The sequence below is a fragment of the Halorubrum sp. T3 genome, from assembly GCF_000296615.1.
Lineage (GTDB): Archaea > Halobacteriota > Halobacteria > Halobacteriales > Haloferacaceae > Halorubrum > Halorubrum ruber.
Genome location: NZ_ALWQ01000008.1, coordinates 152,022 through 167,277 on the forward strand (window position 1 = coordinate 152,022; position 15,256 = coordinate 167,277).

Here is a 15,256-nt window from a genome sequence, read left to right on the forward strand (position 1 = left end):
CTCTCTTCGAGCTCGATTCCTCGAAGCGGCGCGGCCGTCAGCCGCGGATTCGCCTGACGGTCGAGAGCGCCCCACCGAGGGCGAGGAACAGCCCGAGCACGGCAGCGAACAGCGGCGCATTCGACGTCTGCGCCTTCAGGAACGCCCCGCCGGGGTCGGCCGGGTCGACGTACGCGGTGGTCGACTCGCCGGCGGCGTACTCCGAGACGACCTCGCGGGCCGCCGACTCGGTGTCGTAGTTCGACGTGATCGCCGACGGGAAGACGTTCGTGCTCGCGTACTCCGTCCCCTCGTACTCGTAGGTGAACCGCACCGCCGGCCGGTAGTCCACGCCGGGACTACTCCCGGTCGACGTCGACTCGACGCTGCGGTCGGTGACGGTCGCGTCGACCGCGACGGCGTCCTCGACCGCGCTCGACTGCTGGGTGTAGTCGTACGCCCCGTAGCCGGTCACCGCGAGACCGATCAACAGCATGACGACCGCTCCCTTGAGGGTCTTCGGACCGTCGATCGAGAGCCCGCTCATTCTGCGCTCGCACCTCGGTTCGAAGGGGTTCGGTCTGGGGAAGAGCGATTGGGCGGCGTCTGGTCCGAGAGACGCTGATTCGACGTGTCGGGCCGCACAGCGATGCTCGGCGAACCGCGTGGAGGGTGACACACGCCCGGCGATCGGTCGCGACCGCCCATAATTCTGCGGGACATTTCCGCCCGATCCGTGCGGTACGTTGACAGCCGAGGCGGCGAGGCAACGCCTGCCATCGCCGAAGGCTTATACCCGATCGTCCGACTCCGTTCGAGTATGCAGACGGGCACGACTCCCCCCCGGCGCACCGCGACGGAGCCACCGAGCGACCGCTCCACGCCGGGGACAGGGACGTGTCTGCGAACGCGCGCTCCCGACCGGGCCCCGCTGCGCGCTGCGGCGGAGGTGGCGACGTGAGCGATCGCCGCGACGGGGCACCGGAGACCGCGCTCGACGCCGAGGACGCGGCGGGCGAGTCCGACCCGGCCGACCCCGGGGCGTCGCCCGACGGCGGCCACGCCTCGACGGCCCCCTCGACGCACACGGTCCGGTTAGAGCTCGTCGACGAGCCGGGCCAGCTGCTCGCCGCGCTCCACCCGATCGCGGACAACGGCGGGAACCTCCTGTCGATCTACCACGAGCGCGGGAACAAGACGCCCCGCGGGCGGATCCCGGTCGAGGTCGACTTCGAGGCGACCCCCGAGCGGTTCGAGGAGATCGTCGACGCGCTCCGCAGCGAGGGCGTGAACGTGATGCAGGCGGGCACGGAGCGGTACGCGGAGGAGGTGACGATCCTCCTGTTCGGCCACCTCATCGACACCGACCTCTCCGACACGCTCTCGCGGATCGAGGCCTGCGAGTCCGCGTCGGTCGCCGACGTGTCGCTCGCGGCCCCGCAGGGGACCGAGGAGGTGTCGAGCGCGCGGCTCCGGCTCGAAGCGCGCGCCGGCGAGACGGACGCGGCGCTGGCGGCGGTCCGCGAGCTCGCCGACGAGAAGGAGCTCCGCGTCGTGGAGCCGCTCACGGGGGTGGACGCGTGAGGCTCGCCGTGATCGGCGCGGGCGCGGTCGGGCGCTCCGTCGTCGAGTTGGCGGGCGAGTACGGCCACGAGGTCGTCGCGGTCGCGGACTCGTCGAGCGCGACGGTCGCCGACGGAACTGGCGGTCGGGCCGGCGCCGGCGGAGACGATTCGGTTGGTGTCGACCCCGACGCGGTCGTCGCGCGGAAGGCGGAGCGCGGGATCGTCGGCGACGCGGATCCGGAAGACGCCCTCTCGGCGGACTACGACGTCCTCGTGGAGGCCACGCCGACGACGCTGGGCGACGCCGAGCCCGGCTTCTCGCACGTGACCCGCGCGCTGGAGCGCGACCGCCACGCCGTCCTCGCGAACAAGGGCCCGGTCGCGGAGCGGTTCGGCGACCTGCGGGCGGCCGTCGACGACAGCGACGGCGAGATCCGGTTCGAGGCGACGGTGGGCGGCGCGATCCCCGCTGTGTCGACCGTCGAGGACATCGAACCCGGCCACGTCACCGCGGTCCGGGGCGTGCTCAACGGGACCGCGAACTTCATCCTGACGCGGATGGCCGCCGAGGGGCTCGACTACGACCACGTGCTCGCGGAGGCGCAGGATCTCGGCGTCGCGGAGGCGGACCCCTCCTTCGACGTGGACGGCACAGACGCGGCGCTGAAGTGCGTCATCCTCGCGAACGTGCTATCCTTTGGCGCGGCCGACGACCCCGCCGACGCCCGGGAGTTCACGCTCGACGACGCCGACGTCTCGGGGATCCGCGACGTGCCCGGCTCCGCGCTCCGGCTTGCGGCCGAGGACGGGCGGACGGTGCGGCTGATCGGCGAGGCGACCGGCGAGACCGTGCGGGTCGCGCCGCGGCTCGTCCCCGAGAACGGGACGCTCGCGGTCTCCGGCACGCAGAACATCGTCCAGATCGAGACGTCTCACGCCGGCCGGCTCAACATCTCCGGCCGCGGCGCGGGCGGCCCGGAGACCGCGAGCGCGGTCCTCGGCGACGTGGGGCGGCTGGAGTAGGGCGGGTCGTCCGGCCGGAGTGGGCCGGGTCGTCCGGCCGGAGCAGGCCGCTTCGACCGCCGAGTCCGCCGCCGCGGACCGGGGTCATGTGTCGCTCTGTCGTGTCCCGCGTTGTCGACAATCGCCGGACGGCGGCGCGATACTCTGTGGGCCGTATCGAAACCGTTTTAGTGGAATCAACCGAAACTTACTCACAGAGCGCCTTAGCGCGTGATTACCCCATGAGTGACAAACCGCACCAGAACTTGGCCATTATCGGCCACGTCGACCACGGCAAGAGCACGCTCGTGGGTCGCCTCCTCTTCGAGACGGGGAGCGTCCCCGAGCACGTAATCGAGCAGCACCGCGAGGAAGCCGAAGAGAAGGGCAAGGGCGGCTTCGAGTTCGCCTACGTGATGGACAACCTCGCCGAGGAGCGCGAGCGCGGCGTCACGATCGACATCGCCCACCAGGAGTTCGACACGGACCAGTACTACTTCACCATCGTCGACTGTCCGGGCCACCGTGACTTCGTGAAGAACATGATCACGGGCGCCTCGCAGGCCGACAACGCGGTGCTCGTCGTCGCGGCCGACGACGGCGTCGCGCCCCAGACCCGCGAGCACGTGTTCCTGGCCCGAACGCTCGGGATCAACGAGCTCATCATCGGCGTCAACAAGATGGACCTCGTCGACTACAGCGAGGACTCCTACAAGGAGGTCATCGGCGAGGTCGAGGACCTGCTCAACCAGGTCCGCTTCGCGACCGACGACACCACGTTCGTGCCGATCTCGGCGTTCGAGGGCGACAACGTCGCCGAGGCGTCCGAGAACACGCCGTGGTACGACGGCCCCACCCTGCTGGAGTCGCTCAACAACCTGCCGGAGGCCGAGCCGCCGACGGACGCGCCGCTCCGCCTGCCGATCCAGGACGTTTACACCATCTCCGGCATCGGGACCGTCCCCGTGGGACGCGTCGAGACCGGGATTCTCAACACCGGCGACAACGTCTCCTTCCAGCCGTCCGACGTGGGCGGCGAGGTGAAGACGGTCGAGATGCACCACGAAGAGGTGCCCAAGGCCGAGCCCGGTGACAACGTCGGGTTCAACGTCCGCGGCATCGGCAAGGACGACATCCGCCGCGGCGACGTCTGTGGCCCGGCCGACGACCCGCCGAGCGTCGCCGAGACGTTCAAGGCCCAGGTCGTCGTCATGCAGCACCCGTCGGTGATCACGGCCGGTTACACCCCGGTCTTCCACGCCCACACGGCGCAGGTCGCCTGTACGATCGAGTCCATCGATCAGAAGATCGACCCCTCGTCCGGTGAGGTCGCCGAGGAGAACCCGGACTTCATCAAGTCCGGCGACGCCGCGGTCGTCACCGTGCGCCCGCAGAAGCCGCTCAGCATCGAGCCGTCCGGCGAGATTCCGGAGCTCGGCAGCTTCGCCATCCGCGACATGGGGCAGACCATCGCGGCCGGCAAGGTGCTGGAAGTCAACGAGCGATAATCGATGCAGCAGGCACGCGTCCGCCTCGCCGGCACGAGCCCCGAGGACCTCGACGACATCTGCGACGACGTCCGCGAGATCGCGGACTCGACGGGGGTCGCCCTGTCGGGCCCGATCCCGCTGCCGACGAAGACGCTCGAGATCCCGTCGCGCAAGTCCCCGGACGGTGAGGGGACGGCGACGTGGGAGCACTGGGAGATGCGCGTCCACAAGCGTCTGATCGACATCGACGCCGACGAGCGCGCGCTCCGCCAGCTGATGCGCGTCCAAGTGCCGAACGACGTCAGCATCGAGATCGTTCTCGAAGACTGAGCGCTAGGGCGTTTCTCTTTCACCCCTCTCGTTTTTTCACCGCGTCTAGCGACGGCGTCGTCGATCGCGTCTCGCCTCCTGCGGTCGTATCCCGCTCACCTCGCGTCGAGCAGCCCGACCCGACCGGCCGCGAGCCCGCAGAACGCGCCGGTCGCGTGCGCGATCAGCGCGACGCCGGGCGCGGCCGTCATCGCGGTGAGGACGACCGCGAGGAACCCGAACAGGGCCAGTTGAATCCGCGGAGAGAGCCGGAACCGGTCGAACAGCGTCTCGCTCACGACGTTGCCGGCGAGCAGGTAGCCCCCCAGCGCGAACACCGCGCCGCTGATCCCCAACACGGCGGACGGGGGACCGAGCAGGCTCCCGAGGGTCACCTGCGCGACGCCCGCGAACGCGCCGGTCGCAACCACGAACGCGTGGAAGCGCACGCGGGTCGTCCGGCGCTCGACGAGTGGCCCGACGAGCAGCAGCCCGACGGCGTTCGCCAGCAGGTGACCGACGGAGCCGTGGGCGTACACGCTGGTGACGAGCGTCCACGGAGCGACGGAGACGGGCGTCGACAGCGCGAGGAGCCCGAAGAGGCCGACGAGGCTGAGGAGGGCCTGCGTGGCGCCGACGAGGAGGGTGATTCCGAGCGTTTCGAGGGTAGCACGCATGAGGTGAGGGTTGGAACCGCGCGGTGAAAAGGGTGTGCGGGGCGGGTTCGTCCCCCGACCGGCGCGCGACTCAGATCACGTCGTCGGGGTCGTGCGCCTTCGCCATCCGCGTCGCCTCGGCGGCGTAGCGCTTGCGGTCGTCGGGGTCGTCGACGGTCCCGACGTTCGACGGCGGCGCGTCGACGGCGGCCGTGGTGTCGCGCACGTCCGTGAAGGAGGTGAGCGCGCGCTCCTTCCGGAAGTAGCGCTCGCCGTCCGGCGTCGCGTACGTGAGGATCACCATGTTCTGCTCGTCGTCGGAGTAAGTGCGCTCGACGAGCCACATCCGCACGGCGTCGGTCGCGGAGCCGGGGGCCGCCTCGTTCGCGTTCATGCGTGGTATTTCGATTTCCATGAACAAACGTGTTGCGTCGGTCCGCGCTCCCCGATCGCCCCCGCTTCGCCTCCGGGAACCGCCAGCGTTTTATTCTTTAGGGCAACCTAAACAATCGCATGAACACGCGCGTCGTCGCCGCTCGGCTCCGCGAACGTCTCTCTCGTCTTCGCGGGAGTCTCTCGCGGCTCCGCGAACGGCTTCCTCCGGGGACCCTCGCGATCGCGGGCACGCTCCTCGTCCTCGGGGTCGGCGGCGCGGTGTTGGCGCGGACGCTCGACGTCGGCGTCGTGATCGAGGCGGCCGCGACCGCCGACCCCGCGTTCCTCGCGGCGGCGCTCGCCGCGTACCTGCTGTCGTGGCCGCTCCGCGGCCGGCGGTACGGCGACGTGCTCGCGCCGATGGGACACCGCTGCCGGACGGCGTTCCTCACGGCGGCGGTGTTCGCGAGCCAGACCGCGAACCTGATCGTTCCCGCCCGGGCGGGCGACGGGGTGCGCGCGTACCTGCTGAACGACCGGCGCGACGTGCCGTACCCGACCGGCGTCGCGTCGCTGGCTGTCGAGCGGGCGTTCGACTTAGTTGCGCTCGGCGTCCTCGGCGGCGCCGCGCTCGCGGTCCTGCTCGTCGACGGGCGGGCCGCGGCGCCGGACGGGTCGGGGCGGGCGCTCGCCGCCGCCGGAGGAATCGCGGTCGCGGCCGCGCTCGGTTCGGCGGTCACCGTCGCGGTCGCCCGGAGCGACCGCCGGTTCGGTCCGGCGCTCCGCGACCGGTTCGACGGCAGTCGGCTCTCGCGGGCCGTCGACGCCGCGGTCCGGTTCGGGGCCGCCGTCCGCGTCGTCGCCGCGGACGGGGCGGCGCTCGTGCGTGTGTTCCTCGCCAGCGCCGTCGTCTGGGCGCTGGACGTGGCCACCGCGGTCCTCGTGCTCGCGGCGCTCGTCGGCGGGTTCGGCGGCGGCGTCGCCCCCGTCACGCTGCTCGTCGTCGGGACCCTCGCGGTCTCGGCCGGGAACCTCGCGAAGGTGTTGCCGCTCTCGCAGGGCGGGATCGGTCTGTACGAGGCCGCGTTCACCGGGATCGTCGTCGCGACGACGCCGATCGCCCCCGAGGTTGCGCTCGCCGCGGCGGTGCTCGACCACGCGCTGAAGAACGGCGTCACCCTCGCCGGCGGCGCGGCCGCGGCGGCCGCGTTCGACCTCTCGCTGACGGGGACTCCGGACGAATCCGCGCCGGAGACGGAGTCGACCGCGGCGCCGACCGCGACGGACCGCTAAGTTTTTAGGCCAGCCTAAAAATTATCGCATATGCCGACCACCGCCCCGAGCGCCGACGATTCGGACATCTGCGTCATCGTCCCGACGATCCGAGAGTACGAGTGCCTCCGCGAGTACGTTGCGAACGCCCGCGAACACGGCTTCGACGTCTCGCGGCTCCACTTCCTCTTAGTCACCGAGGACTTCTGTGACACCGACGAGATGCGCGCCATGCTCGACGACCTCGGCGTCTCCGGCGAGGTGTTCGACGGCAGCCGCCGCGAGGAGTGGTACGAGGCCAACGGGGTCGCGGAGTACGGCCACGTCGTCCCGGCCGCGAGCCACGCCGAGACGAGCTTCGGCCTGCTGTACATGTGGGCCGACGACTCCTTCGAGTACGGGATCTTCATCGACGACGACACGCTCCCGCACGACGATGTCGACTACTTCGGCCGCCACATGGAGAACCTCGCCTTCGGCGGCGAAGTCGAGCGCGTGCGCTCCGACGAGGAGTGGGTGAACGTCCTCTACGACAACGCCGATGAGCACGGGCTCTACCCGCGCGGCTACCCGTACTCGGCGATGGACGAGACGGTCGAGACGGACGCGGTCGACGTCGAGCCCGGCGAGGTCGTCGCCTCGCAGGGGCTGTGGACGAACGTTCCCGACCTCGACGCGGTCCGGATCCTGATGGACGGCGACTTACAGGGGCAAGCGCAGACCCGCACGACCGCCGACGACTTCGGCGAGGACTTCGTCGCCGCGCGCGGCAACTACCTCACCGTCTGCTCGATGAACCTCGCGTTCCGCCGCGAGGTGATCCCGGCGTTCTACCAGCTGCCGATGGACGACAACGAGTGGGACGTGGGCCGCTTCGACGACATCTGGTCGGGGCTCTTCTTAAAGCGCGCCTGCGACGTGCTCGGCAAGCGCATCTACAACGGCGACCCGCTGTGTGAACACAACAAGGCCCCGCGCTCGACGTTCGACGACCTCGCGAACGAGGTGGCGGGGTTAGAGCTGAACGAACACGTCTGGGAGGTCGTCGACGAGGCGGGCGACGACGCCGACTCGTACGCGGCGGTCTTCGACGAGATGGCCGACGCGCTCGCGGAGGGCGAGTTCGACGAGTGGAACAACGGCGCGTTCCTCAACCACTGCGGCGAGTACATGCGCGACTGGCTCGACTGCCTCGACGCGATCCGCCGGACGCCGGCGGTCGCGGACGACTGAACCGACACGACTAAAAGTATTTAGGTAAGCCTAAAACACATGACGAACCACGAATCCGACGGACGAGACGGACGCGACGTTCGACGACGGAAGTTCCTCGCAGCCACCGGTTCGGTCGGCGTCGCGGGGATCGCCGGCTGTAACGGGACGACCGACGACAGCGAGGACGGCGGCGACGGCGGTGACGGCGTCGGCGACGCCGTCGGCCAGATTGGTTCCGGCCGCGCGGGCCGCGGCGCCCCCGGCGGCACGCCGATGGCGGAGATGCCGGCGCTCGAAGGCGAGCTCACCGTCTACTCCGGCCGCGGCGAGTTCCTCGTCGGCGAGCTCGTCAGCTACATCGACGACCTGTACGACGACTTCGACCTGACCGTCCGGTACAACAACTCGACCGACCTCGTGAACCAGATCGTCAACGAGGGCGAGGGGTCGCCGGCGGACGTGTTCTACTCGGTGAACGCCGGCGCGCTCGGCGCGCTCGCCGACGCGGGACGGGCGCAGGCGCTCCCCGACGACGTGGCCGGGAAGGTCCGCCAGGAGTTCCGCACCGAGCAGTGGGTCGGCACCTCCGGGCGTGCCCGGACGATCCCGTACAACACCGAGGCGTTCTCCGAGGACGACCTCCCGGACGACATCATGGCGTTCCCGGAGGAGTTCGAGGGCGACCTCGGCTGGGCGCCGTCGTACGGCTCCGCGCAGGCGTTCATCACCGCGATGCGGATCTTAGAGGGCGAAGACGCCACCCGCGAGTGGCTGGAGGCGATGGTCGAGCGCGGCGCCGCGACGTACCCCGACGAGTTCCGCACGTGTCAGGAGATCGCTGACGGCGAGATCGACGCCGCGTTCACGAACCACTACTACATCCAGCGCGTCCTCGACGGCAACCCGGAGGCCCCGATCGCCACCGCGTTCACCGAGGGCGACGCGGGCGCGGTGTTCAACGTTGCGGGCGCCGCCGTCGTCGACACCGCCTCCGACGCCGACCTCGCCGCGAACTTCGTCCGACACCTGCTGTCGGCGGAGGCGCAGGACTACTTCGCGCGCTCCACCTTCGAGTACCCGCTGATCCCCGACGTCGAGCCGATCGGCGACCTCCCGACGATCGACGAGCTGGACGTCCCGGACATCGACCTCTCGGAGCTGTCCAACCTCGAACCGACGATCGACCTCATGCGCGAGGCCGGCGTCCAGCTCTGAGCGGCCGACGCGCTCCCCACCACGCCCACGTCACCACCGCCTCTCGCCCGTGTCACTTCTCCCACTGTCGCTCCGTCCCCGCCGACTCGCCGCCCGGCTCCGCCAGCGACTCGCCCGCGCCGACCGCGTGAGCCTCGCGGCGGCCTTGGTCGCGATCGCGGCCGGCGTCCTGACGTTCGTCATCGCCGCCACCGTCTTCTCGCACCACTCCGCGAACCACGACGAGGGGGTCTACCTCACGCAGGCGGCGCTCCTCTTGGGCGGCCAGCTCGAGTTCCACGCCGGTCCGCTCGCCGACGCCGTCCACCCGTGGTTCTTCATCGAGGACGGCGGCCGGCTCTACCCGAAGTACAACCCCGTCCCGGCGGCGATGTTCGCGGTCACGATGGGCCTGTTCGGCGAGCCCCGCGTCACGCTCGCGGTCGTCGCCGCCGGCAACGCTGCCCTCGTGTACCTGCTCGGGTCGATGACGGTCGGCCGCCGGGCCGGTCTCGCCGCGGCCGTCTGCTTCGCCGCGTCGCCGATGGCGGTCGCGACGTCGTCGGCGTTCCTCCCGTACGCGCCCACGACGTTCTTCAACCTGATCTTCGCGGTCGCGTACCTCCGGAGCGTCCGGGACCGGTCGCTCCGGGCGGCCGGCGTCGCGGGCGTCGCGATCGGGCTCGCGTTCTTCGCGCGGCCGTACACCGCGGTGCTGTTCGCCGCGCCGTTCATCGCCCACGCGCTGTGGCGGGTGGGGTCGGCGGTCCGTCGCTTCGGTGCCGAGTCCGGGATGTCGACACCGCGTGCGTTCGCGGCCCTCGGTCGCCGCGCGCTTGGAGTCGGCCGGTCCGGCGAGCTTCCCGGTCCGATCCGACGCCACGGCCTTACGGCGCTGTTCGGCGTCCTGTTCGTCGGCGTCACGCTCGCGTACAACGTCCGGATGACCGGGTCGCCGCTCACGTTCCCGTACCAGGTGTTCGCGCCGATGGACGGGCCCGGCTTCGGCAAGCGGCGCATCCTCGGCCACTCGGTCGACTACACGCTCGGGCTGGCGCTGGAGTCGAACCGGTACGCGCTGCAGGAGATCGCGACCCGGTGGTTCGTCGCCGGGCCGCTCGGGACCGTCGTCGCGCTGGTCGGCGGCGCGGTCGCGCTGTGGGGCTGGCGCGCGAGCGGCGATCCGCGGAGGCCGGTGGTCGTCGACCACGGCAAGGATGTCGCGGAGACCGCCGGCTCGCCCGCGTTCCGGCGGACGGCGACGCTGCTCCTCGTGGGCGTCGCGGTCTCCGTCGTCGTCGGGAACCTCTACTTCTGGGGGACCCACAACGCGCTCGCCGACCTTTCGGACCCGACCGACGGGCTCGCGTCGCTGTTCGGGCCGTTCTACCACTTCGACCTGCTCGTCCCGCTGTCGGTGTTCGGCGGCCTCGGCGTTGCCGTCGGGTGGCGGGGGCTCGTCGCGGCCCGCGAGCGGGTCGTGGTCCGCGGCGTCTCGCCGACGGTCGCGAGCGCGGCGCTCGCGGTCGTCGTCGCGCTCGCGGTCGCGGGCGGGGGCGTCACGGCCGTGGACGCGGCCGCGGACCCGATGGAGCGGAACGCCGCGGTCGATGAGAAACACGAGGCCGCGTACGCCCCGATCGACGAGGCGACGTTCGAGGACGCGCTGGTGTTCGTCCCCACGCCGTACGGCGAGTGGCAGAACCACCCGTTCCAGTACCTCCGGAACGGCCCGGGGCTCGACGGCGAGGTCGTGTACGCGCTCGACCGCGACCCGGTCGAGAACTTCGCGGTGCTCGACGCGTACCCGAATCGGACGCTCTACCGCTACGGCTACCAGGGGGTCTGGACCGCGAACCCGGAGACCCGCGTCACGCCGAAGTTAGCGGTGCTGGGCCGGCGCTCGGGGGCTCGGCTCGACGCGGAGACGACCGTCGGCGTGCCGGACCGCGTCGTCCGCGCGCAGGTCCGCGTCGACCCGCGCCGGGGCGCGGCGGGCGGTCCCGACCACGTCTCCTACACCGTGAGCGACCTCGGCGACTCGCTCGCGGTCGACTGGGCGGTGACGCCCGAGGGCGTTCGGCTCTCCGATGGGGCGGCCGCCGGGGCACCCGAGGCGGCCGAACCGGTGCCGTTCGACCCCGAGGGCGACGTGGTCGCAGTGACGGTGACGCTCGTCGACCCCACGGGCGCGACGTTCACGTACCGGCAGGAGGTGACGGTGCGGCTGACTGAGGACGACACCGTCGAGGCCGTCTGGCCGCCCGAGCGCTCGACCTGCCGGCTCGTCACGGAGTGCGGCAACGAGGGGACGTACCTCCCCGACGAGCCCCAGACTCACCCCGAGTGGGTCGTCTTCGAGACTGAGACCGAAACGAGCGATTAATTGGTTGATTGCTTATAAATAGCTGTCAGTAGATCGGCGGCGAGCACCTCCAAAGCCCCAGTCGCTCGCTTATAAATAACTGACAGTAGATCGGCGGCGAGCACCTCCAAAGTCCCAGTCGCTCGGTTATAAATAACTGACAGTAGATCGGCGGCGAGCGCCTCCAAAGCCCCAGCCGCGAGGCGGGCGCACACTCGCTGCGCTCCTCAGTCGCTCGCGCTGCTCGCTCCCTGCGGTGCTTGCGTCGTCTGCGCCCGCCTCGCGACTGCCCCTTTGAGTCCCGCCCCCGCACCGCTCCGCGACCGCACCTCACGCCTCCCCAGCCTCGTCGGGCGCATCCTTCGGGCTCCCTTCGGTCGCCCTCGTCGCGCCCGACTCCCTCGCGCGTGCGGTTCGCGCCCGAGGGGCGCTCACCGGCACGCGCCACCGCTGCGTCCATTTATAAGTGATCGACGCTGTCGCTCACGAGCGTAAAAACGCCGCCGGCGGCGGTCCACTGTGCCCACAGTGTACGTCCGGACCGCCGTCCGACGCCGGGTCGAGGGCGAAGCGCCCTCAGAAGCGCCGCAGTTGCTCTTCGAGACAGACGGTGACGATCGACTTCGCGATGGCGGCGCCGCCGCCGATCGGGTCGAGCTTCGTCTCACCGAGGCGCTCGGCGTACCGGATCGGGCGCTCGCGCACGTCGTAGCCCCGCATCAGCGGACGGATGAGGAGCTCGGCGGAGAGGCCGGTGTTCTCCGTCCAGCCGATCTCCTCGACCACGTCGCGGCGGTACGCGCGCATCCCCGTGGTGGTATCATGGACGCGCTCGCCCATCAACAGGCTCGCGAGCGCCGCAAACGCGTGGTTTCCGAAGCGGTTGAACGCCGGCATCGCGTCGGCGCCGTGGTAGAGCCGGTCGCCGCTCACCACGTCCGCGCCGTCGTTGATCTCCGCGAGGAACTCCGGCAGCGCCTCCATCGGATAGGTGTCGTCGCAGTCGGTCGTGACGACGACCGGGCGGTCGGGCGTCAGGATCGCCTCGCTGACGGCGACGCCGTACCCCTGCGGCTCCTGCTCGATGACGGTCGCGCCGTGTTCGCGGGCGATTTCGGGGGTCCGGTCCGAGGAGCCGTCGACGCAGACGACCTCCGCCTTCCCGTCGGTCACCTCGTCGATGTCTTCGAGGACCGTCGCGATCGCCTCCTCCTCGTTGTACGTCCCCATCACGACGCTGAGGTCGTCGAAGCCGTACGGCCCTGCGGCCTCGGCGGTCGCGGCCGTCTCGTCGTCGACGCCCGTCGCGTCCGTCGCGTCGATGTCGTCCGTCGCGTCGATATCGTCCGTTGCGGCCGCCTCGCTGCCGTTCTCGACCGCGGTCGCGGACCCGTTCGTCGCGTGTGCTGAGTCGCTCATTACCCGTCTCTCCGCTCGCACGCACTTGAACTTTTAGGTTTACCTAAAACAGGTGTGAACGGGCGTCACACCGCCGACGGGCGCTCGTTCCCGCGTCCGCCGGAGGGCCTTCCCGGCTCGCGTCCCGGGGCCGCCCGCTCACGTCTCGGAGAGCCGGGCGTCCACGTCGTCCGCGACGCGGAGCGCGAGCGCGGCGATGGTGAGCGTGGGGTTCATCGCCCCGCTCGTCGGGAAGACGGAGCTGGAGGCGATCCAGCAGTTGTCGAGGTCGTGGGTCCGGCAGTCGGCGTCGACGACGCCCGAATCGGGGTCGTCGCTCATCCGCGTCGTCCCCATGTGGTGGTAGGCGGGCCCCGTCGCGTCCGGCCCGGCGACCCACTCGACGTCGGCGCCGAGTTCTTCGAGGATCTCGACTTGGATCTCGTTCGCGCGTTCGATCGTGTCGAGCGCGCGGTCGCCGACCGTCCACTCTATTTGCGGCACGGGGTTCCCGCGGTCGTCGGTGCGGTCGTCGGCGAGCGTCACGCGGCTCTCGGCGTCGGGGAGCTGCTCGACGAGCCCGCCCATCGCGACGTGGTTCCCGTACCCGTCGCGGAGCCGCTCCAGCAGGGGACCGCCCCAGTCGTCGCCCGTGAGCGCCATCTCGACCGGCGAGGGGCCGGCGTAGTTGAAGAACTCCAGCTTGAACGGGGCCTGTTCCTCGTCGGCCTCGTCGTAGAACTGGTCGCAGGCGCTGGTGTAGAAGCCGACGTGGTTCTGTCTCGTCTCCTCGTCGAGCGTGCCGCCCGCGCCCGCGAACAGGTGGTCCATGAAGAACTCGCCGACGTGGCCGCTCCCGTTCGCGAGCCCGTCGGGATAGCGGTCGGAGTCGGACAGAAGGAGGAGCCGCGGCGTCTCCACGCCTCCGGCGGCGACGACGAACGCGTCCGCCTCCTGTCGGTGGCGCTCCCCGTCCGGCGTCGCGTAGACGGCGGCCGTCACCCGGTCGTCGCCGTCGTGTTCCAGCCGCTCGACCGGAGCGCGGTCGATCACGGTCGCGCCCGCCGCCTCGGCGCGCTCGACGTGGACCGTCGCGTCGTACTTCGCGCCGCTCGGGCAGACCGGCTGGCAGGTGCCGTAGCCGACGCAGGACGACCGGTCGTCGTACGGCTCGGAGTTGCGCGCGTTCGGCACCGAGTGTATGTCGATCCCCAGCTCCTCGCACGCCTCGGCGAACAGCGAGTCGCTGTAGGAGGGCTCGAAGGGCCCCATCGGGTGGGGCTCCTCACGCGGCGGCGCGTAGGGATTGTCGACGCCGCTCCCGCCCGCGACGCCCAGCTCGCGCTCCGCCTCGGCGTAGTAGGGCCGCAGGTCGCCGTAATCGACCGGCCAGTCGGGGCCGACGCCCCGCTCCGTGCCGGAGTTGAAGTCGTCCTCGTGGAGCCGCATCACCATCCCCTGCCAGTGGAGCGTCGACCCGCCGACCCCCTTCACGCGGGCGTGGTTCAGCGGGTAAAAGCGGTCGCCCGCGTTCTCGTGGGCGTCGCGCGCGCCGCCGACGCCCCACACGTCCGGCCGGCCGTAGGACGGCCGGATCGCCCGCTCCTGTCTGGCGAGGCGGTCCGCCGGGTCGAACCGCGGTCCGGCGTCGAGCACCACCACGTCGCGGTCGCCCGCGAGCCGGTCAGCGACGAGCGCCCCGGCGGGACCCGCGCCGACGACGCAGACGTCGGCGTCCGGGACGGGCGTGCGGTCGACGTCGCGGCCGTCGTCCGTGCGCCCGTCGCCGACGCTCTCGGCGCCGCTCATCGCGGCCCCCGCTGGTAGCTCTCCGCGCCGCCCGGGTGTCCCTGCGGGTTCTCGATGCCGACGAGCTCGCCGCCGGTCGGAGAGGAGTACAGCGCGAGCAGCAGCTCGTTGACGACGTAGTAGCGCACCCGTTCCGCGGTCGTTCCGTCCGGGTTCTCCTCGGCTACGTCCGCGCCGAGTTCGCGGAGCAGCGCGTCGCGGTCGGCGGGCGGGAGGTCGGCGACCGGCGCGTCGTACCACGACCGGGCCGCCGACTCGACCTCGGCGACCGCCGCGCGGATCCCCTCACCGTGGGTTGACCCGTCGAGGCGGCCGTCGAGGAACGCCTCGACGAACGCGTCGACCCCGGAGACCGCGTCCGGATACACGGTCCGCGCGACCGCGGTCATCGCCGTTCGAACCGCCTCGTCGCCGGGGGTCCCCTCGCCGTCCCACGAGCGGTCGGCGTCGCCGTCTTCCGTACCCTCGCCGCCCCGCTCGTCGGTCGCCCGACGGACGCCGAGCGCGACGCCGCCGGTCGCGCCGATCGCGGCCAGCGCGGCCGCCGCGTCGCGTCGCGTCAGTTCCATGGAAGAGTTTAGGTGGCCCTAAATTCATATATCCGTCGGAGCGCGCTCGCCGGACGAT

The 15,256-nt window shown here is 71.1% G+C and carries 15 protein-coding genes; 8 read left to right on the forward strand and 7 right to left on the reverse strand.

Features of this window, described 5'->3' with window-relative positions:
* Positions 1 to 37: 37 nt before the first annotated feature.
* Entirely contained in the window at positions 38 to 526 is a 489-nt protein-coding gene (locus B378_RS0100715) for a DUF3592 domain-containing protein (protein WP_017341916.1), read from the reverse strand.
* A gap of 410 nt (positions 527 to 936) precedes the next feature.
* Between B378_RS0100715 and B378_RS0100720 the strand changes: the two genes are divergently transcribed.
* The 4 genes from B378_RS0100720 to rpsJ all read left to right on the forward strand — a co-directional run bounded on the left by B378_RS0100720 (position 937) and on the right by rpsJ (position 4,366).
* Positions 937 to 1,563, forward strand: a complete 627-nt coding sequence (locus B378_RS0100720) for an amino acid-binding protein (RefSeq protein WP_017341917.1) — start codon at positions 937 to 939, stop codon at positions 1,561 to 1,563.
* A complete protein-coding gene (locus B378_RS0100725) occupies positions 1,560 to 2,567 on the forward strand; it encodes a homoserine dehydrogenase (protein ID WP_017341918.1) in 1,008 nt (335 codons plus the stop codon). Before B378_RS0100720 ends, B378_RS0100725 begins: the two co-directional genes overlap by 4 nt.
* 221 nt (positions 2,568 to 2,788) lie before the next feature.
* Positions 2,789 to 4,054, forward strand: a complete 1,266-nt coding sequence (tuf, locus tag B378_RS0100730; RefSeq protein ID WP_017341919.1) for a translation elongation factor EF-1 subunit alpha — start codon at positions 2,789 to 2,791, stop codon at positions 4,052 to 4,054.
* 3 nt (positions 4,055 to 4,057) lie between these two features.
* Positions 4,058 to 4,366, forward strand: coding sequence for a 30S ribosomal protein S10 (gene rpsJ / locus B378_RS0100735; RefSeq protein ID WP_004048854.1), 309 nt, complete (start codon positions 4,058 to 4,060; stop codon positions 4,364 to 4,366).
* Positions 4,367 to 4,461: 95 nt separating this feature from the next.
* Here rpsJ and B378_RS0100740 read toward each other — a convergent pair whose 3' ends face one another.
* Entirely contained in the window at positions 4,462 to 5,022 is a 561-nt protein-coding gene (locus B378_RS0100740; protein WP_017341920.1) for a rhomboid family intramembrane serine protease, read from the reverse strand.
* Positions 5,023 to 5,092: 70 nt separating this feature from the next.
* Entirely contained in the window at positions 5,093 to 5,395 is a 303-nt protein-coding gene (locus B378_RS0100745; protein ID WP_017341921.1) for a hypothetical protein, read from the reverse strand.
* A gap of 119 nt (positions 5,396 to 5,514) precedes the next feature.
* On the opposite strand from B378_RS0100745, the gene B378_RS0100750 reads away from it, so the two are divergent.
* Genes B378_RS0100750 through B378_RS0100765 form a run of 4 tightly spaced genes read left to right on the forward strand, consistent with a single transcriptional unit; the run spans position 5,515 to position 11,443 of the window.
* On the forward strand, positions 5,515 to 6,669 hold the full coding sequence (locus B378_RS0100750; protein ID WP_017341922.1) for a lysylphosphatidylglycerol synthase transmembrane domain-containing protein: 1,155 nt from the start codon (positions 5,515 to 5,517) through the stop codon (positions 6,667 to 6,669).
* Positions 6,670 to 6,699: 30 nt separating this feature from the next.
* The gene (locus tag B378_RS0100755; RefSeq protein ID WP_017341923.1) at positions 6,700 to 7,881 is read left to right on the forward strand and encodes a hypothetical protein; all 1,182 of its coding nucleotides are present in this window, start codon (positions 6,700 to 6,702) and stop codon (positions 7,879 to 7,881) included.
* A gap of 39 nt (positions 7,882 to 7,920) precedes the next feature.
* Positions 7,921 to 9,078, forward strand: a complete 1,158-nt coding sequence (locus B378_RS0100760; protein WP_017341924.1) for an extracellular solute-binding protein — start codon at positions 7,921 to 7,923, stop codon at positions 9,076 to 9,078.
* A 49-nt stretch (positions 9,079 to 9,127) separates the two neighbouring features.
* Positions 9,128 to 11,443, forward strand: a complete 2,316-nt coding sequence (locus B378_RS0100765; protein WP_017341925.1) for a glycosyltransferase family 39 protein — start codon at positions 9,128 to 9,130, stop codon at positions 11,441 to 11,443.
* On the opposite strand, the gene B378_RS16040 is transcribed toward B378_RS0100765, so the two are convergent.
* The 4 genes from B378_RS16040 to B378_RS0100780 all read right to left on the reverse strand — a co-directional run bounded on the left by B378_RS16040 (position 11,440) and on the right by B378_RS0100780 (position 15,198).
* The gene (locus B378_RS16040; RefSeq protein ID WP_082224186.1) at positions 11,440 to 11,637 is read right to left on the reverse strand and encodes a hypothetical protein; all 198 of its coding nucleotides are present in this window, start codon (positions 11,635 to 11,637) and stop codon (positions 11,440 to 11,442) included. The genes B378_RS0100765 and B378_RS16040 overlap by 4 nt on opposite strands.
* A gap of 361 nt (positions 11,638 to 11,998) precedes the next feature.
* A complete protein-coding gene (locus B378_RS0100770) occupies positions 11,999 to 12,652 on the reverse strand; it encodes a dolichyl-phosphate hexose transferase (RefSeq protein ID WP_237738304.1) in 654 nt (217 codons plus the stop codon).
* Between the two features lie 327 nt (positions 12,653 to 12,979).
* Positions 12,980 to 14,629: a GMC family oxidoreductase gene (locus B378_RS0100775; protein ID WP_017341927.1), complete on the reverse strand. Its 1,650-nt coding sequence runs from the start codon at positions 14,627 to 14,629 to the stop codon at positions 12,980 to 12,982.
* On the reverse strand, positions 14,626 to 15,198 hold the full coding sequence (locus B378_RS0100780) for a gluconate 2-dehydrogenase subunit 3 family protein (RefSeq protein WP_017341928.1): 573 nt from the start codon (positions 15,196 to 15,198) through the stop codon (positions 14,626 to 14,628). Before B378_RS0100780 ends, B378_RS0100775 begins: the two co-directional genes overlap by 4 nt.
* Positions 15,199 to 15,256 lie beyond the last annotated feature (58 nt).

Coding starts and splice junctions, on each gene's coding strand:
- B378_RS0100715 (WP_017341916.1), bottom strand. CDS start 526: ATGAGCGGGCTCTCGATCGACGGTCCGAAGACCCTCAAGGGAGCGGTC.
- tuf (WP_017341919.1), top strand. CDS start 2,789: ATGAGTGACAAACCGCACCAGAACTTGGCCATTATCGGCCACGTCGAC.
- rpsJ (WP_004048854.1), top strand. CDS start 4,058: ATGCAGCAGGCACGCGTCCGCCTCGCCGGCACGAGCCCCGAGGACCTC.
- B378_RS0100740 (WP_017341920.1), bottom strand. CDS start 5,022: ATGCGTGCTACCCTCGAAACGCTCGGAATCACCCTCCTCGTCGGCGCC.
- B378_RS0100745 (WP_017341921.1), bottom strand. CDS start 5,395: ATGAACGCGAACGAGGCGGCCCCCGGCTCCGCGACCGACGCCGTGCGG.
- B378_RS0100750 (WP_017341922.1), top strand. CDS start 5,515: ATGAACACGCGCGTCGTCGCCGCTCGGCTCCGCGAACGTCTCTCTCGT.
- B378_RS0100755 (WP_017341923.1), top strand. CDS start 6,700: ATGCCGACCACCGCCCCGAGCGCCGACGATTCGGACATCTGCGTCATC.
- B378_RS0100760 (WP_017341924.1), top strand. CDS start 7,921: ATGACGAACCACGAATCCGACGGACGAGACGGACGCGACGTTCGACGA.
- B378_RS0100770 (WP_237738304.1), bottom strand. CDS start 12,652: ATGGGGACGTACAACGAGGAGGAGGCGATCGCGACGGTCCTCGAAGAC.
- B378_RS0100775 (WP_017341927.1), bottom strand. CDS start 14,629: ATGAGCGGCGCCGAGAGCGTCGGCGACGGGCGCACGGACGACGGCCGC.
- B378_RS0100780 (WP_017341928.1), bottom strand. CDS start 15,198: ATGGAACTGACGCGACGCGACGCGGCGGCCGCGCTGGCCGCGATCGGC.